Source organism: Paenibacillus sp. FSL R5-0470 (genome assembly GCF_037975205.1).
Classification (GTDB): domain Bacteria; phylum Bacillota; class Bacilli; order Paenibacillales; family Paenibacillaceae; genus Paenibacillus_AQ.
This window is the reverse complement of record NZ_CP150238.1, coordinates 5,832,795-5,852,767: the sequence shown is the minus strand read 5'-3', so window position 1 is coordinate 5,852,767 and position 19,973 is coordinate 5,832,795. Positions and strand designations below refer to the sequence as shown.

Annotated in this window: 9 protein-coding genes; 7 read left to right on the top strand and 2 right to left on the bottom strand. The window is 44.6% G+C overall.

The annotated features are described in order from the left end of the window. Positions 1-210: 210 nt before the first annotated feature. Entirely contained in the window at positions 211-7,731 is a 7,521-nt protein-coding gene (locus MKY99_RS25805) for an S-layer homology domain-containing protein (RefSeq protein WP_339267102.1), read from the top strand. Positions 7,732-7,845: 114 nt separating this feature from the next. Here the strand turns inward: MKY99_RS25805 and MKY99_RS25800 are convergent, their stop codons facing one another. Then, positions 7,846-8,862 carry a LacI family DNA-binding transcriptional regulator gene (locus tag MKY99_RS25800; protein ID WP_076285281.1) on the bottom strand — a complete coding sequence of 339 codons (1,017 nt, stop codon included), beginning with the start codon at positions 8,860-8,862 and terminating at the stop codon, positions 7,846-7,848. Positions 8,863-9,170: 308 nt separating this feature from the next. Between MKY99_RS25800 and MKY99_RS25795 the strand changes: the two genes are divergently transcribed. Then, the gene (locus tag MKY99_RS25795; RefSeq protein WP_339267099.1) at positions 9,171-14,066 is read left to right on the top strand and encodes a carbohydrate binding domain-containing protein; all 4,896 of its coding nucleotides are present in this window, start codon (positions 9,171-9,173) and stop codon (positions 14,064-14,066) included. 59 nt (positions 14,067-14,125) lie between these two features. Here MKY99_RS25795 and MKY99_RS25790 read toward each other — a convergent pair whose 3' ends face one another. Then, positions 14,126-14,686 carry a transcriptional regulator gene (locus tag MKY99_RS25790; protein WP_042191677.1) on the bottom strand — a complete coding sequence of 187 codons (561 nt, stop codon included), beginning with the start codon at positions 14,684-14,686 and terminating at the stop codon, positions 14,126-14,128. Positions 14,687-14,945: 259 nt separating this feature from the next. Between MKY99_RS25790 and MKY99_RS25785 the strand changes: the two genes are divergently transcribed. The 5 genes from MKY99_RS25785 (at position 14,946) to yunB (ending at position 19,964) form a co-directional block, all read left to right on the top strand. Next, positions 14,946-16,142, top strand: a complete 1,197-nt coding sequence (locus MKY99_RS25785; RefSeq protein WP_042191675.1) for a glycine betaine/L-proline ABC transporter ATP-binding protein — start codon at positions 14,946-14,948, stop codon at positions 16,140-16,142. Further along, entirely contained in the window at positions 16,142-16,975 is an 834-nt protein-coding gene (locus MKY99_RS25780) for a proline/glycine betaine ABC transporter permease (protein WP_042191673.1), read from the top strand. Before MKY99_RS25785 ends, MKY99_RS25780 begins: the two co-directional genes overlap by 1 nt. 15 nt (positions 16,976-16,990) lie before the next feature. Then, entirely contained in the window at positions 16,991-17,860 is an 870-nt protein-coding gene (locus MKY99_RS25775; protein ID WP_042191671.1) for a glycine betaine ABC transporter substrate-binding protein, read from the top strand. A gap of 264 nt (positions 17,861-18,124) precedes the next feature. After that, complete coding sequence (locus tag MKY99_RS25770; RefSeq protein WP_076285278.1) at positions 18,125-18,736, top strand: VTT domain-containing protein; 612 nt, start codon at positions 18,125-18,127, stop codon at positions 18,734-18,736. A gap of 367 nt (positions 18,737-19,103) precedes the next feature. Then, positions 19,104-19,964 (top strand): sporulation protein YunB, encoded by an 861-nt coding sequence (gene yunB, locus MKY99_RS25765; protein WP_042191667.1) that lies wholly within the window; start codon positions 19,104-19,106, stop codon positions 19,962-19,964. The last annotated feature ends 9 nt before the right edge of the window (positions 19,965-19,973 follow it).

Sequence of the window (19,973 nt, the reverse complement as noted above, 5' to 3'; positions counted from 1 at the left end):
CAGATATTTAATGCTAGGCAAATAATCCATACCTACAATAAACACAGCAGACCCCAGTCTACCAAAAAAAATAGTATGGTATGTACTTTGAATAGGATGAAGAAAGGAGGAGTTATCGAATATATCCGAGATAAGGGTAGTTAGCTCTTTTGTCGATGGAGAGTTCTCATGGGATTCAAAACTATAAAATAATGCTTGGGAGAGATGATTTTGTTCAGAAAAGGTAGGAAATTTGTTGCATTATTACTGGCACTTACAGTGATTGGTTCCACGATGCCGAATATCACCCCTGTGTTTGCAGCTGAAGAATCTGAGATTCTATCTGTAGATCAACCAACGACTTCTGTACCCACCGGCCGATATGAAGAAGCGCAGACGATCCACCTCACAACTGCAACGCAGAATGCTGACATTTACTATACACTCGACGGCACACTTCCGGATGTTCATAGTTTAAAATATAACGCGCCGATCTCGATTTCCAAAACAACGAATTTGTCTGCCATTACGATCAAAGATGGTGTAGCTAGTAAAGGAGTAACCTTCTCTTATATCATCAAGACCAAAGAAAAGCCATTACTCCAGTTTGTAGCGATGTCAGACGTACATGTGGGCTCGCATGCTTCAGCAGATGCACGTTATACCCAATTCTTTGATACGATAGGGTCGATTTTTCCGAACCCGGATGCGATACTCGTCGTTGGCGATATGATTAATGATAATGGGAACGACAAGCCTAATGACCATGTGATGGTTCGGGAAATTTTTGAGCGAAATTTAGCTAGAAAGCAGTGGAATAACACCCAGATCCGAATGGCTATAGGTAACCACGATTCCACCGTTGCTAAAGTCAACGAACATTATCCCACGGACTGGTTTACAAACCAGCCGAATGGCTATTATGAATCTGAAATCGGTGGCTATCATTTCTTATTTTTAAACGGGAACAACTACAACTCAGATACAGGTCAGCGTAATTGGCTAAAGGGTAGACTTGCAGAGCTCACAGCTGATCCGAAGAATCAGAATACCCCCATCTTCGTGAATGTGCACCAACCTATATCGAATACGGTAATGGATGGGCAACAGGCATCGAATCCTAATCTATATACGGATCTCAAAGACTATCCTCAAGTGATTACCTTCTCCGGACATTCCCATCTGAATATTAGTGATGATCGCTCCATTTACCAGAAGGATTTCACTTCAGTTAACCTTGGCTCCATGTCTTACATTGAATCCGATCGCGGTTACTCCCAAGTGACTAAGAAGGGACTTGAAGGACGTTTTGAATTTCCTGTCAGTCAGGCCGACTTCGTTGAGGTATATGCGGATCGGGTTGAAGTGGATCGGATTGCGTTTAACGCAGATCCTGGAGATATCTACACAGACGGTAAATGGACGGCTGAGCCGCAGCCCCCATTCAACAGTGCGGGTACAGTTGCGGGAGACAAGTGGGTCATTCAGCTAAAAGGCTCTACGAATGAAGCAATTAAGAGCAATTTCAAGTACACTACGGCTAACCGTAATAAGGTTGCTCCTGTATTCAATAGTGAACTCGACATAACGAATCAGGATACGGTACCTTTACTTTCCTTTAAGCAAGCGAAAGATGATCAATCTATGCATCATTATGAGATTAATGTCATCGATAAAAGATCTGGAGTCAGCAGCAAATCAGTAAATGTATTCTCTGACTACTATTTTTCCCCGATTCCGAATGTTATGAATATTCCACTCGAAGGACTTGCACCTCAAACTTCATACATTGTTCAAGTGACAGCTGTTGATGCCTACGGGAATCGCTCTGCAACGCTAGAGCAATCGTTCACAGCCGGCAATGAAGCACCTGAACTGACGCCAATTGATCCATCGACCATGTGGAAGGATCTAGTGGTCGATATGAAATTGGATGGTAACCTATCCGATGAAGCTAAAGACGTGACAGGGCTTGCAAGTCTAGCAGGCAATGTAACGTATGTCGATGGTAAATCCAATAAAGCTGCGCTCATTGCAGCGGGTAATAGTAATTATATTGATTTGGGCAAGCGTGATGATTTGAAATTCGGAGCAGGAAGCTTCACCGTGTCTTTCTGGCACAAAGGCAATCTTTCCGGGGATCAGACTCTCCTCTCCAATAAAAACTGGAATAGTGGCGGTAACCTAGGCTGGTATATTGGACCTGCCTCCACCAATGGTATGACCTTAAATATCAGTGATGGAACGAAAAGAGCGGATATTACAGCATCAAGTGTAGGAACGGAGTGGCATCTCTTTACCATTACAGCGGACAGAACAAACAACTTAGCAAAAGTTTATGTAGATGGGACGGAGAAAGCATCGGGGAGTATTGCCTCGCTTGGCACTCAAAGTGTAGACACAACCTTTAACACGCTGATTGGTGTGGATGGCAACAAAGGAAATGGCGGAGCAACGATTACCATAGATGATCTGAGAATCTGGAAGAGATCGCTCACTGCCACGGAAAATAAAGCATTGTCGGATTCCTATAAGGGTGTTCAGCTCTTTACCTTTGAACAGCTCACCACATTAATTCATGACGCTGCATCCTTCCAAATGAACAGCGATAAAGTCAGTGGTGTATCTTACCCGAAAGAACAGCTAGACGAGCTTGCGAAGCAAATTCAGAAAGCCAGACAACTGACGGCAAGTAATAGCCCAACCGAAATTGACCTTGCTTATGTCGAGCTTCAGTGGGTCTATAAAAAAATACAACAGGCAGCAATATATTCCTTTATTCCTAAGAACGTATTCACTATCAACTCCTTTAGTTCTTATGCGGACAATGAAAATGCCAATGCTGCGAACATCCTAGATAACGATACGGCTACGATTTGGCATTCAAAATGGCAGGAGCCTGTCGCTTCATTTCCACATTGGGTGATAATCGACATGAAGGGCAGTAAGAACTTAACTGGTATTGGGCGCACTAGCCGCTTAAGTCAGACGGCTCTGGAATTTCCAAAGGATTTTGAACTCTACGCCTCGGATCAATTATCGGATTTGACCGATCCGGCGTACCTGAGCAATCCGGCGAATAAAGCGATCGGCATATTCCAGAAAACCTGGAAAGGCACGAGCTATCAAGACTTCAATATTCTGGATAAAGCGATACAAGGTAGATATGTGAAATTTGTTGTCACGAGCACCTATAACCCAACCGCTTTATTCACCAGTATGAGTGAAATCGATTTTACTGGTAGCTCAGTGCTCTCTGCGGATACACTTCTACAGATGTCCTTCGAGAATAATTTGGAGGATCAATCTGTAAATGCTATACCGGCAACACCGGTTAAAGATCCACAGTTCGTGAAAGGTCGCGTCGGACAAGCCTTGAGTATCGATTCCAAGAGCTCAGCGCTGCAATATGTTGATCTTGGCAAGTCAACAAGTCTGCAATTCGGCAAGGACAAGAACTTCTCGTTCGCATTTTGGGTTAAATCGCCTTCTGTCTCAGGAGACCCTGCGATTCTATCCAACAAAGATTGGGATTCCGGTGCAAATGTAGGTTATGCCTTAGCGCTGAAGGGAAGTGCACTCCAATGGAACTTTAATACATCCGGCGAATCGCGTGCAGATGCCCAAATTCCAAATGTTGTAGACGGCACCTGGCATCATATCGCCATATCGCATGATCGTGCTTCAGGGCGAGTTGATTTTTATAAAGATGGTGTTCCTGTAAATGTGACCAAAGTTAATGGCACGAACTATCAGGGTATAGCAAGCACCATGACCATTGCAGGTCGAACGGGTACGCTGGATACAGGATTGTCAACCATGATCGGAAATGATGGTACAGGCAATTATAGCAATGCGCTGCAAGTACAGCTTGATGAGCTTCATATGTATGGAAGAACATTAACCGCGCAGGAAGTTTCTAATATGTATAACAGTGCTCCACCGCTTGCTTCCATTGAGGATTTTTCAGGTTCATTAAATCTGATTGGAGCTAAGCACACGGTTCAAGGTACGCAATTCCGATATAATCTAGATTTGCGTACACCTGATATGACGACTAAAGTGGAGAAAGCTGTCGTTGAGATAGCCTATGATCCAGAACAGTTCGAATTTGTCAGCGCATCTCGCGCAACGAAGACAGACGCTTTGATCCCTGGTATCGTTAGACTAGAACTGCCAGGAGGTAATGTCTATAACATCGAGAATCCGCTGGAGTATGCAAAGTCCAGAATCTCGGAGCTCAAATTCAATACGCTTGGTGCTTCCGGCCAAGGCATCATTGAAGTTAAGCATGCGGATTTCTATACTGGATCAACAAAACTAACGATTAAGGCATTTGATTCGGCGCCTGCCGTTATTCAGATCCATGCTAAAGCTTCCGAAGATCTTAATGCAGATGGTTATGTTACGATAGGTGATCTTGCACTTGCGAAAGGCATTTCGGATGAAGAGCTGGCAGATATGGCAGCCCAAGCCCAATACCAGCCCTATAAACGTGTAGTTGTCATCGGGATTGATGGTGGGGGTGTAGCGGTCTCCAAGGATGCTCCTTATTGGGAGACGCCTAGCTCCAAGAAAGAAAAGGTAGGCGATCGCCTGCAAATTCCAGCCATTCGGAACATTATCGAGCATGGAGCTATTAGCTATACGGCTAAAACTACTTTACCTTCCAGCTCATCCCCAAACTGGGGTTCGATGATTAATGGTGTTGGTTATGAGAAGCATGGTCTATATAATGACGATACCGCAGCCTACACATACAGTGAATCATGGGACTACCCAACGGTATTCAAAAAAATTAGGGAGGCATTGCCTGCTACTAAACAAACGGTATTCTCCACCTGGAGCAACATTGTTCAGGGGCATATTGAACCTTCTGTTGGTGTCGAAGGTTATTCCCTAGGAGATGAAGCTGATGTAGCGGCGTTCACGCAATACGCAGCTAGCGGCAAAGCGAAAGATACCTCGTTAATTTTCTTCCAATTGGATGATATGGATGGGGCGGGCCACGGTGATGGATTCTATACGAAGTCGTATTATGAGCAAATAAAGAAGACGGATAAGAACATCCAGACCATCTATGATGCTTTAAAGAACAATAATTTGTTGGAAGATACGCTCATCCTCATGCTGCCTGACCATGGTGGGGGTAAAGAGAATGCAGACGGAACTTTGGGCATGGCAACAAGTCATGGGCAAGACGAGCCCCTTGCCACCACAATCTTCTTCGCGGCGAATGGTAGAACAGTAGCCACCGAAGACGGGAAGGAAAAATTATTGCAAGGTGGGAATACAAGAGACTTGGCTGCAACAGTTCTAACTGCACTTGGCCTGAACCCATCCATTGGAGATTCTCATGTCATTGACGGTATGTTCATACCTCAAACCGAACAGAAACAATCGGGTGCTGCAGATTTGCGATTCACAAAATTAGTTGATGCTGCTACACAAAAGGTTAACGGTTATGAAGTATCAATCAACAATGCGACTTCAGATGTGACAGCCATCGATTTGAATGTAGACTCCAGCAGTCTCATCTTCTCATCGATTGAACCGGCTCAACCTGGCGTTAAGATTGTGCGCAAAGAGACGGTTAATGGAATGACAAGAATCATTCTAACCTCAACGAATGGCATTCAAGCAGATGCTCCGATTCTTAAGCTACGAGTATCACCACAAGAAAAGGCTACTGCAGTACAAATTACGCAAGCGATGATTGCAGATGCGAAAGGGCATGAAACGATGCCGAATTTGACCACTGCAACTAAAGAAGTACAGATCTCTCAGGCAACACTAGTAGATCTTCAGGTAAACGGTCAATCGTTGATCGGCTTCACACCGGATCAAATGAACTATGCGATTCGTGTACCGAATAATGTTTCGGTCGCAGAGGTCACTTATAAGGTAGCAGATCCTTTACTAAGCGTTCATGTCATAGGTGGTAAATCTCTGCAAGTAGGCGAGAATCTGGTGGAAGTGCATGTCCAAGCTCCAGACGGCAGCTCGAATGTGTATACCATTATCGTCATCCGTGAGTCAGAATCCTTACCTAACCAAATTTTGCTGTCCGATCTACGAATGAATGGGGAAACTCTGCCAGCTTTTGCACCTAGTACGTTGAACTATAACGTAACGGTTCCCTATAGTACGTCGGTAACGGATATTACCTATACGGCATACGATCCGACTAGCGTAGTTAAGATTACGGGTAGTGGAGCTCTTGAGGTTGGTAGGAACGTCGTGAAGGTTACCGTGACAGCTCAAGACGGATTACTAAATATTTATACGATCATCATTACGCGTCAGCCTGAAGCGGAGTCTTCAAGCAATGCAGATCTGGTAGATCTTCGCGTTAATGGAACTACGATTCGTGGATTTGCCTCTGGGCAATACAACTACGAACTGACAGTACCTTACTCAACAACCGTTACGCGAGTAACCTATACAGCAGCGGATCCTATGGCTACTGTATCGATAACAGGCAGTGGAGATTTACATGTCGGCACTAATATGATCACCGTAACTGTGACAGCTCAAGATGGAACCAGACAGATTTACACTATTTCTGTTATGCGCGAAAATGATACCTCGACAACACCACCAACGGGTGGGGGGAACCCAGGATCAAGCGTTACGCCGCCAGTAGTGGTGAAGCCGGAGCTGCCTGCAGGGGCGGTTGTTATCCCAGATGAACTCTTAACGAAGAGTGCTGAAGGAAACATCATTTTGCAGCTTCAAGCGGATAAGAATCAAGTTATGATTCCGATCGATCAACTCGATCAGATCGGCAATAGGGATCTAGAGATTCAAGTGAATGGGGTTCGTGCCGTTATGTCCTCCAAAGTATTGAACGAGCTTCGTAAGCTTCTGCCATCAACTGCGAAGACAGCAACAATACTTTTGAAGATGGAAGCCATTCAATCGAGTCAACTTGCAATAACTCCACCGTATTCACGGGTTAGTGACATCATGGACTTCTCATTAATCATGTCAGATGAGTCTGGTAATAAATATTCACTGAAGCAATTCCCAGTACCCGTGAAGATAACACTACCGATTCTAAATGGAACCAATCCAGCTCTAGCGGGTATTTATCGTATTGAGGAAAATGGTAGCTTTACCTATCTAGGGGGGACGATGAATCCATCCAAAACCAGTCTTACCGTAGATTTGAATCATTTTAGCCAATACGTTGTTCTTTCGTTCCAAAGCAGCTATCGAGATGTACCTGAAAGTCACTGGGCATACAAGACTATTCAGGAACTATCTGCTAAACAAATTGTGAAGGGACAATCTGACTCTATGTTTAACCCATCAGGTTCCATCACAAGAGCAGAATATGCAGCTCTCCTCAGCAGAGCGCTTTCCTTAACTGCGAGTCGTCCGACTTCATTCCAAGATGTAGCCGCTGGATCGTGGTACGAAGAGGCGGTCAATGCAACCTTTGAAGCAGGTATTATTCAAGGCGTATCCGAGGATCGTTTTGACCCGAATCAACAGATTACCCGCGAGGAAATGGCAGCTATGCTGGTAAGAGCCTATGCATATCGTACGGGCGTTAAGCCGGAAGCAAGCTCATTCCATGCGACTAATGACAGCTCTAAAGTTAGTTCTTGGGCAGTAACCTATGTACAAGGTGCGCTAGAAGCTAAGCTTCTGATGGGTCATCAGGATGGTAACTTCCTTCCGCAATCGATGACAACCCGTGCCGAGGCAGCTCAGAGTATTTCAAATCTACTTGCGAAATTCTAAAATGAAATTGTAAGTTCCCTACATGAAAAATCCCCTCAAGTTAGACAATGCCTTAGACATCTTATCGAGGTCTGAGACGTTGTAAACTTTGAGGGGATTTATTTATGTTATACCTTAAAATTTCAATTGGCTTCCGCAGGACTCGCGCACAACAAGCACTGGCTCCACAACAAATGAACCGCCACCTGACTGATTGTTAATCAAGTCATAGAGCATATGGGCAGCGAGGATACCAAGGCGTTGTTTGTTTTGACGGATGGTAGACAGTCTTGGTGTAGTATATTTGCAGGCTTCGATGTCATCACAGCCGATGATGGCGATATCCTCAGGGACCCGGAGGTCATGTTCTTTTAATGCACGGATGGCTCCTAAAGCCAGCAAATCAGAGGCAGCAAAAATGGCCTTTGGTAAACTGCCGCTTTGAATTAATTGTTGCATAGCCGTATACCCGCTGGACTCAAAGAAATCGTCGCCATGTACAAACCAACGCCGGTTCAGAGGGAGACCGAAACTTTCGATAGCTTTGGTATATCCTGCTTCCCGTAGATTGGATATTTCTGAATCCGCGGCACTTCCTATAAAACCAAGCTCCCTATAACCAAGAAGGTAAAAATGCTCTACGACCTTAGAGGATATTTGGAAGTTATCTGACATAACAAAGCCTGACTTTTTCCCTTTTAGTTCGAGATCTACCCCGATACAAGGGATACTGCTCATGTCCAGATCGTGGATCGTTGGCTCCATCTTCTGTCCAGATATAATGACACAGCCATCCACATTAAAATGAACAGCGCGCGCGAAGTAATCTCCGCTGCTAATAAATTTTTCGTTCGAAAAGAAGATGAGATCGTATCCCAGTACACCCATTTGTTTCTTGAAGGAGTTTAATACCTCAACGAAAAAAGGGTGCGTAAATTCTACATTAAGCTCACCCGCAAAAATCACACCGATCAGATTCGATTTTTTGGTTGCAAGTGTCTTGGCGGAGTTGGATGGTGAATATCCAGTTTGCTCGATGATCTCTAGGACTCTTTTCTTGGTCTTTTCCGAAACATCGCTGTAATTATTCATAATTTTCGAAACGGTCGAGACAGAAACGCCTGCCATTTCGGCAATCATTTTGATATTCATATGTTGTATAAGCCACCCTCCGCTTAATAGTTGGAATATGGGGGAAAGACTGTAGTAGAGCGGTTATTTATGAGTTTTTTTGAATGGAGTGAAGAGTAAAACAGTTGTTTTAAGTCTATTCTTATTGCCGAAACAAGTCAAACGGATATTTTAATACTGAGATATATTCCGAAAAAAAATAATGTAAAAAAATTCAAAATTATATCTTTACAAATATGGAAATCTAAGCAACAATAACATTGTCGAAACCGATTTCGATTCTTCGCTTGAATTACGAATATTACGAAATTCGAGGAGTGATGTTTAGGATGAAGAGGAATTTCACGGCAGCAATAGCTGCTATGCTCCTTGTCACCGGGCTGCTATCACCGGTTGGGAGCATGAATGCTTCAGCGGCAGAGCCATTAAAGGGAAACTCACCTGATTCAGCGGCAACGAAAGTGGAAAATGAAACAATCGATGTATTGAAAGCGTTTACGGATGTATCTCCAAGCCATTGGGCTGCAGGTCCATTACAGCGTTGGAGCGCAAATGGGATTATAAGTGGATATGACGATGGGTCGTTTCGACCGGGTAAGGAAGTCACAAAGGCAGAGTTCGCGGCTATTATGAATCGTATATTTAATTATCAGGAGCAATCGGATAAGCTTCCAGCGGATGTGCTGGCTACAGACTGGTATAAGAGTGATATTGCCAAAGGGATTACAGCTGGATATTTAAGCAGTGATAAGAATAACAATATTTATCCTTCACATGCTCTTTCGCGTGCTGAGGCGGCATTATCCTTGGAGAAAGTGTTTCGTTTCAATACGGACAAAAGTAGCGCAGCAGCATTCACTGATTTGAACGGAGTCAGTGATGAAACTGCGAAAGCGATAGCAGCCCTATCGGGTGCTGGCTTTATTAAAGGTTATCCTGGAGGTTTGTTTAAGCCTGAGGGCGGAATTACACGTGCAGAGCTTGCTCAGCTTGCTGATCGAATGGTTTCGGGACTCATCTTAAAATCTGGAGAGACTTCGCTTGGAACAGTAAAGGGCAATGTAATCATTAATCATGCCGATGTGGTTCTTAAAGATACTGTCATCCAAGGCAATCTTTATTTAACGGAGGGGATTGCCGAAGGGAATGCGAAGCTTGAAGGTGTAAAGGTAACAGGGACTACGTTTGTACGAGGTGGCGGTGAGCAGAGTATTGGCTTACACAATACTTCTCTTGGGCTGCTTCAAGTAGCCAAACCTAACGGTAAGGTTCGAATTTATGCCAGCGGGTCAACAGCTGTGGGTACTGTACAGCTGCAATCCGGAGCTATCTTGGAAGAGAGTAGCGATCTTACGGGAGCAGGCTTTGGGGATGTTGAGATGAACGTCGTTCCTCATATTATCTCACTTCGAGGGATATTTGCAGCGGTTCGCTCCGCAGACTCAGCAGTCAGCGGTTCTTTGCTAAGAATCTCAGGAACTGTTGCCAGTCTTACGGTGGGCAGCTCAACGCAATTGACGCTGGAGAACAATGCACAGGTGGCCGCGTTAATCCTGACTGCGAGCGCTGGAGGCACAGCGATTCAAGGCAGCGGAAGCGTAATCTCAATAGATAACAAAGCCGATGGAGTAACGATTGGCGGCTCGCCAGTGAAAAAAGGAAACACCGGTAAAACGACACTGCCAGTAGCAACTTCAGCCTCAAGCAGTTCTGGTAATGGAGGTCCAACACCAACCAACGATCCGTGGACGCTGGTTTGGGGAGATGAATTCAATGAAGGAAGCATTGATCCTACGAAATGGACCTATGACCTTGGAGATGGTTCGCAATTTAACAATCCAGGTTGGGGCAACAACGAGAAGCAATGGTATACAAGTGATGAGAAGAACGCAAAGGTACAGGATGGTAATCTAGTGATTACCGCGCGTAAAGAAGCAGTAAGTGGCAAGGAGTACACTTCTTCGCGACTTAAAACGAAAGGTCTGTTTAGCAAGAAATATGGGAAATTCGAGATTCGGGCTAAAGCGCCTACCGGAAAAGGGTACTGGCCAGCGATCTGGATGCTGCCGGAGAACTACGAGTACGGAAATTGGGCTTCCTCTGGTGAGCTTGATATTATGGAGGGCTGGGGCAGCCGTCCTAATACGGTAGCGGGTACCATTCATTACGGCGGCGAATGGCCTAACAATGTATACTCTGGCAAAGAGTACGTGTTCCCGGAAGGCTCCACGATAGAACAATTCCATACGTACTCCATTGAGTGGGAACCGGGAGAAATTCGCTGGTATGTAGATGGTGAGCTGTTCTTGACCAAAAATGACTGGTACAGCATCAGCAATGGCCAGCCTGCGAATAATGCTTATCCAGCACCGTTCAATCAGGAGTTCCACCTGCTGTTAAATCTGGCTGTTGGCGGCAACTTTGATGGTGATCCAACACCAGAAACCGTGTTTCCAAAATCAATGCAGGTTGATTATGTCAGAGTCTATGAACTGACAGGCCGTGAGTATCGTGAGCCGGTACCAGTTACGCTGGATAAGGAGCCTTACTTGGAAGGCTCAAAGCTAGCACTTCCTGACGGAAACCTTGTCTATAACAATAACTTCACGGAGCAGGTTCCGGGAGATGATGGAATGGGCATACCAAATACTTCACACTGGGTTTTGTTTAAAGAACCAGGAGCTGATGCTACAGTTTCCACTGTACCGATTGGAGGACACAACTTCCTAAAGGTAAATATCAGTAATGCTGGAGGCAATGCCTATTCCGTTCAACCTCAAGCGATTGTATCCGTTGCTAAAGGTAGATTCTATAGGCTCAGCTTCGATGCCAAAACAGATGTGTCACGTAATATTAGTGTTAAATTAACGGGGGGAGAATCACGTGGCTTTGCGGCTTATTCTCCAGCACTTAAGGCAGAGCTGACTTCCGAGATGTCCCATTACGAAACGATGTTTCAAATGAAGGACAACTCTGATATTGCAGCACGGATAGAGTTCAATATGGGAACTAACGCTTCACCAGCTTGGTTAGGTAATGTCCGTCTGGAAGAGATAGATAGTATTCCTTTTGATCATGATGGAATAAAAACACCGCTCGGTAGCGGTAATCATCTGTACAATGGCACTTTCGATCTTGGTGAGCCCAATCGGATGAGCTATTGGCACGTAGAAACAGCCAATGGTACAACGTCCACTGCCAATGTAGATGATACAGGAAAGCTGAATCTGCAGATTGGCGGCAGCGAAAGTAGCGAAGTTCGATTGCTTCAGAAGGGAATTCAGCTCATACAGGGCCAAGATTATGAGCTTACCTTTAATACTGCAGTATCCTCTGCACGTACTGCCACAGTTCAGCTTCTTGGAAAAGACGGCAGCGTACATGCGCAGCAGTCGGTTAACTTAGCCCAAGGTGAACAACAAATAAAAGCAGTCTTCACCAACCTTGCAGGTGCAACGGATCATGAGGGACAATTTGTATTACTTCTGAACGGTGCTGCCGATACAGTCATCTTGGATAACTTCAAGTTGCTGCGCACGAGCTTTTATTATGATCCATCACTTGTTTACTACCCGCTGGTGAATGGTGAATTCAACACTGAATTTCATGCCTGGGATCGGCTGTTGACGGAGCAGGGCGGACAGAGCACTGCTACTGCTACAGATGGAACAGCGAAGTTTAACATTATGAATACGGGTAGTCAGCCATATTCCGTGATGTTGTTTCAAAATAACTTGAAAGCTGCAAGCGGAATAGATTATGTGCTGGAGTTTGATGCCAGTTCAACCATAGCCCGAAAAATCGGTGTGAATGTTGAAAATGCGTCTTATCAGGCTTCGTTCACAAATATTGTAGAGATTACACCAACAACTAATCATTACAAATACGAATTCCGTCAAGGCAGCAAGGACACACTGTCTCTAAAATTCCTGCTTGGTAAAGTGGAGGGTGTTAGTATTGCCCAAAGCCATGATATTATCATCGATAACGTGAAATTTGAAATCAAAAATGCACCAGCCAAACCGCAGGAACTGATAAGCGATAGTACAAATAACAGAGTTTCGCAGCCGATTGAGCTAACCTTCATAGACCATGAGGATTGGAGAAATAAAATTGTTGCAGTGAAGGTTAATGGTATAGCTCTTGAAACCGAACAATACACCATTGAACCTGGAAAAATCACTATCGATGCAGCATTATTTCCATCCGAAGGCAGCTATACCATCACAGTAGAAGCTGACCATTACGCAAATGGGTCTGTGCTTCAGACGATACTTGCTAACGATAACAATCTAGTCATAAATGGCTCGTTCGGCAGTGGGAAGACGGGTTGGTCTACATGGTCTGGAGAAGGTGGTGTTTCTGCGTTTGATGTGAAGGATGGCGTGGCAGAAATCTTGATTACGTCGGCAGGATGGGAGGCGTGGCATACACAATTCTACCAAGAGGGTATCCCACTGGAAGGCGGAAAAACGTATGAGGTGAGCTTTAAGGCGAAATCAACGGTTCCGCGGCAGATCATCCTAGAATACTCCAATACCTCTGCAGCTTCCGCTCAAGCTAAGGTTGATATTACTGCCGATTGGGCAACGTATGGCGCACAATTTACGGTGTCTAACAGCAATCCGCTGAAGCTGAATTATCTGATCGGCAAATCGCTGGGCGCTGATCCTAGGGCTAACAGTACGCCACATACGATTTCTTTTGACGATATTGTGGTCCGGGAGGTACAAGGTGGTCCGCCAGTGACACCACCAAGCGGCACGCTGGATAATGGAACCTTTGATGTGGATTCCAAGGGGTGGAGCCAGTATTTTGATAGAATTGGATCTGCTGCTGTAAAAGATGGGGAATTTGCGATAGACCTGACGGGCACAGGGCAAGCTGCCTACAGCGCACAAGTGGATTACGAAAACCTGAAGCTTGTTCAGGGAAAGACGTACACCTTGAAGTTTAAGGCCCGTTCTACGGTAAACCGTAATATTCAGGTAGCTGTGGAGCATAAAGGCGGGGACTACACCAAATATTTAGAAGCTGAGCTTATAGCTTTGACCCAGAATATGAAAGAATTCAGCTACACATTTACCATGAACGGTGCGACAGACGCAGGGGCTCATCTGGTATTTTTAGTAGGGCTTATTGATGGGAACAGTACGGAAACGAATAATGAAATTAGTGCGGGAAGCACGATTTATTTGGATGATGTAAGCTTAATCGAAAGTTAAACGAAAAAACGGCAGTGGTTTCCTTTTTCCAGGAGCACTGTCGTTTTTTTGTTTTGGAATTAAGATTCTTCTTTAGGGATAAATTCGAAGATCTTACCATTCTCAAAGGATTCTATTAATTTTAGCAACCAGCGGTAGTAATTAATGGATTCGGTAATCTTCTCTTCATCTGTATTTAAGAGCTGCATAAGTTTACTATCGTCACTATACTCTTTTTTCATATCGTTAATTTCTGCAAGTGATTTCGCTAGTGAGATCATATTTCCTTCGACGGCTTTTCTCCATTTAATAGAGAAGTAATCACTGAAGTTCTGATGCCAGTCAGGCACAGTGGTAAACAGGTCTTTGCGAGTCCCTCTCCCCCAAACTTTATCGATCATTTTCAGATCTAGGAGGGTACGGACTCCCGTACTCATGGACGTTTTGCTCATTCCCATTGTTTTGCTAAGCTCGTCCAGTGTCACTGGACCTTGATTGAAATACATATAACCGTATAAATGCCCAATGGATAAAGTGATGCCGTATAGGTCCATATTTTTACCGATAGAGTCTATCACGCGTTCACGGGCCTTACTAATCTTCTCTATTTGTTCGGGTGTTAACCCTTCTAAATCGTTCATGATGTCCCTCCTGAGGAATAGGTCGATAGACTGCTGCAACCTTATACAATGTATTGTAATCAAATCCCCCTCCATAAGTAAAGAAATCATGAAGAAAGGAATTTGGTGTAAAACAGAGTATTCTATACATAAAGTACGTAAAGTTAAAACTGTACACTAAATTTTATCCGTATATGGTGTTTGCATGAATTTTCAATAGTCCGGTACACTACTATAAGTGAACTAAACCCGGGTATATCTTCGGGAGAAGGAGGACGGCATGGCTATTATAGAGGTGAAAAAGCTAACCAAAGTATTCGGTCATGATGCGGGAAAGGCGATTCCATTATTAGAGCAAGGGTGGTCGAAGGAAAAGATCGCTCAGGAATTAAAGTTGACGGTCGGAGTCAACAAAGCCGAATTCAGCATTGAAGAAGGAGAAATATTCGTCATTATGGGATTGTCCGGCAGCGGTAAGTCAACGTTGGTTCGTTTGTTGAACCGTTTGATTGAGCCTACAGGGGGACAAGTCCTTTTTAAAGGAAAAGACGTTGTTAAAATGAACCCGGAGGAGCTTCGGCAATTTCGGCGCAAGAACATCGGCATGGTGTTTCAGAAGTTCGCATTGTTTCCACACCGGACGGTATTGGAGAATGCGGAATACGGACTTGAGGTTCAGGGCGTAGATAAAAAGAAGAGAACTGAACGGGCCATGGAGGCATTGCATCTAGTGGGTCTAAAGGGATGGGAGAACCATCGCCCGGATCAACTCAGCGGAGGGATGCAGCAGCGTGTAGGACTAGCAAGAGGACTTGCTAATGACCCTGATATCCTGCTCATGGACGAAGCCTTTAGTGCACTGGATCCGCTGATCCGTAAAGACATGCAGCAGGAGCTGCTGGAATTGCAGTCCAGAGTGAAGAAGACGATTGTGTTCATCACTCATGATCTAGACGAAGCCCTGCGGATTGGTGATCGGATTGCACTGATGAAAGACGGTGTTATCGTGCAGATTGGTACACCGGAAGAGATTCTCATTCAACCTGCCAATAAATATGTAGAGCGGTTCGTGGAGGATGTGGACTTGTCCAAGGTGCTAACAGCAGCTCATGTGATGCGGCAACCGGAAACGGTTAGACCTGAGCGTGGACCTCGGGTAGCACTTCAATTAATGCGTGATAGCGGCATATTCAGTTTGTATGTGGTAGACAAAGAAAACAAGCTCTTGGGTGTTATTACAGCTGAGGACGCAGCGCAGGCACTAAAGGATAATAAATCCATCCTAGAGGTTACACGGCGGGAGATCCCTCGTGTATATCCAGAAACACTGCTCAATGATTTCTTTGAACTAATATCTGAGACACATTTGCCTGTAGCCGTCGTAGATGAAGCGGATAAATTAAAAGGCATTGTGATTAAGGGAGCCGTTCTTTCCGCACTCGCGGGTAACGCGGTACCGGAAGGAGAAGGATCTTAATGGACATTCCAAAACTGCCTTTAGGAAAGGCCCTCGAGTGGTTGGAAAACTGGCTAACTACGTATTGTGGCCCCTTGTTTGACTTTATCGCTACAATAATCGGTGGAATGGTTTCTGCAATTGAAGGTGCGCTGACCTTCCTGCCTGCATTAGTGCTTATCGTACTTATTGCAGCCTTGTCTTATTGGATTGGGAAATGGCGCATGGCTTTATTTGCGGTAATCGGACTGCTCTTAATCGATAATCTCGGATTATGGGGACCTTCGATGCAATCTTTAGCCCTTGTTCTAACCGCCTCGATATTGGCTGTAGTAATCGGCGTACCGATTGGTATTTTGTGTGCGCAGAGAAATGCGGTTAGAAATACAGTTACGCCTATTTTGGACTTTATGCAGACGATGCCGGCATTTGTGTATTTATTGCCAGCGGTATCTTTTTTCTCACTTGGGGTTGTTCCAGGTGTAATTGCATCGATCATCTTTGCGATTCCACCGACAATTCGTTTGACCAATCTCGGTATTCGTCAAGTTTCAGAGGAGTTAGTTGAAGCAGCCGATGCTTTCGGTTCAACACCAACTCAGAAGCTGGTTAAATTGCAGCTGCCGATCGCACTGCCAACGATTATGGCAGGCGTCAATCAGACGATTATGTTATCACTCTCGATGGTTGTCATCTCATCTATGATCGGTGCGCAAGGTGTAGGTGCCTATGTATACCGCGCGGTATCGCAGGCTAAGACAGGAGATGGGTTCGAGGCGGGGATTGCTATCGTTATTATAGCTATTCTACTCGACCGTTTAACGCAGAACGCACTAAAACCAAAACAGAGATAGGGGTTTTAAATAGATATGAAGAAAAAAAATATAGGTATATTCCTGTTAGTGATTATGATGATTACTGTTATTGCCGGATGTTCATCCACTAGTAAAGAAAAAGTGAAATTGGCATATGTGGCATGGGATTCCGAAATTGCGAGTACTTATGTTGTTAAAGAAGTACTTGAAACTAAGCTTGGAGCTACCGTTGAAATGCTACAGGTAGATGCAGGCCCAATGTGGGCAGGGGTTGCTGATGGTAGTGCGGATGCTATGGTCGCAGCTTGGCTACCAAGCACGCATGCAGCTTATTTAGAGAAGTATGGTTCGAAAATCGAAGATTTAGGTGCTAATTTGAACGGAACTAAAGTTGGTTTAGCGGTTCCAGCGTACATGGATATTAATTCTATTGAAGACTTGAAGAACAGTGACCTGGCAGGTAAATTGAGCAATCGAATTATCGGAATTGAGCCTGGTGCTGGTATTATGACGACGACTGAAAAGGCTATTGCGGAATATGGTCTTAGTGAATATACGCTTCTAGAAAGTTCATCGGCAGCGATGGCTCAGGAGCTGCAAAAAGCCTATGACAACAACGAGCCTATCGTTGTAACGGGTTGGACACCACACTGGATGTTCGCCAATATGGACCTGAAATATCTGGAAGATCCAAAAGGTGTATATGGTGCGGATGAGCAAATCCATACGATGGTTCGTCAAGGTCTGAAAGAAGACATGCCGAATGTCTATAAGTTCTTGGATCAATTCGAGTGGACAGCAGAAGACATGGCGAAAGTAATGGTTGAGGTTCAAGGTGGGAAGTCACCAGAAGAAGCCGCTAAAACTTGGGTAGAAAACAACCCGGATAAAGTGAATGCGTGGATTCAAGGTGTAGAATTGTAAGTAGATAGAATTCTGTGGTATGATGTGAAGAATCAATGGATTACAAAAGTGTAACTTGTACGCTAACCACTGTTCTTTACAAATGCACTTCATAAGCAAAATCATTCAATAAAACACCCCGGAAGGGGTGTTTTTCTTGGGAATATAAGCAAAGTATTCAAAGGAATATCTATACTTTGCTTATATTTTAATGCTCACACTTATGCTTTAGCGAAGTAAATCAGGAGGCAGCTGCTGCAAGGAGTCAAGAGAGGAGACTGCTTCATGACAGAGACCATAAATACCTGGATAGATTGGCTGCTGCAAACGCTTGGCCTTAGTGGACCCTCTATTTTATTTGTGACGATTCCATTGGCGCTGTTGCAGAGTATATTAGGATTTTTTCCGTTCGTAATTTTGATTGTCCTCCATGTGTCAGTATTTAACGTTATTGGAGGTATGATAATTAGTTGGCTGGCTTGTAATCTGGGTGGAATACTGATGTACTTCCTCATTCGACGATACCTTTACAATTGGTTTGATCGAAAATGGAGGTCCAAGCTGAAAAGGTATGACAAATGGCAGCGTTACTTGGACCGATATGGAATTTGGACGCTGGTCCTTCTACGTACGATTCCCATTATTCCGAACAATGTAATCAATTTTATGTCCGCTGTTTCACCGATAAAAGCATCATCTTTTATTTGGGGAACCGTGCTTGGGAATCTGTCTTACATTTGGCTATTCGGTACGATCGGCTCAAGTCTAATTGTCCCTAGGGAAGAATGGAATGGATATATTACTTGGTATGCCGTGTTTATCGCTATTCTAATCGGTATCTTTATACGGCGGCACTGGGACCATCTACAGGAAGATAAACGGAGTAGAATGCACTAATATTAATTGATCATCAAATAAATGAAGAACGTTTCTTTGGCATTATCCGCCGGAGGGAACGTTCTTCTTTTTTGTCTTCTTTCCGAATACCTTAAACTAAGTGGAGGTGGCTTGACCTCTACGTAAGGTGGGAGGGACTATCGCAATGGGGAGATTAAGAAAATGGGGGAACCGAGGGCTAAGATTACCTGATCTAGGTCAGCTTCGGCTGCCAAAAATAAATGGTGGCGGGACGCCGAGGTTCTCTGGAAGAAGCTCCGCGTTCAAGTCAAAACCTAGTAGGGCAGCTGCAAGACCACAGAGTGCACGCTTTGAAGCTAAGCGAAGTAGAAGTCATATGAGATCATCCAGTAGGGCAGAGAGAAAGATGACCGTTTCCGGCGGAAACACGCGTAAGCCAAGAAGCCGGCGCAAATTTTGGTTGATTGCATCCTTGGTATTAATTGTGCTTGTGCTACAAGCACTGCGATACGTGGAGCTGCATATGAAGCCACCTATCTTGCATTTAGCGCAAATTCGTGTGAAGCAAATCGCAACAGAGTCGATAAATAAAGCGATTACTTCACAAGTTGCGAACGGAGGAAATGCGGAGGAACTGATTGATTGGAAGACCGATAAGAACGGGAAAATATCAGGCTTTATGTTGAACTATGCGGAGCATATGCGTATTACTTCGCAAGCAGCAGAGGTAATCCAGACCACGTTGCAGGATTTGCATAATCAGACAGAATATATTCCGCTCGGTCAGGCACTAGGTAGTCCTCTCATCGCCTCTTATGGACCTGATATCCCGATCAAGATTGAACCGCAAGGTGCTGTTAAGGTTGAACTCAGCACTCGCCAGCAAAATGCCGGAATTAATATGATTTTAGTTGAGGTCTATATCCATATTGTTACGGAGGTAGCGGTGGTTATTCCTTTTGACATGGAACCCCAAGTAGTGGATACGGAAATTCCTGTGTCGTATTTGATGGTCGTCGGAGACGTGCCTATGTATTACTACGATAATCAGGGTCAGCCTGTCGGAGCTAATGGCAGCAGTGCCCCGGGAATTGCTATTCCTGCACCATCTGTAAGTGGAGATAAAAATGGAGTATCAGATCAGAGCAAGGATACCCCTGGGAATAGCCAAGAGGATAGCAATTCATCACCAGCTGCACCCAATTCTTCGAATACAGGCGCAGCTCATACAGAAGAAGGCGGCAAAGGTGTAAATGGAGGGAATTAAGGGATATCG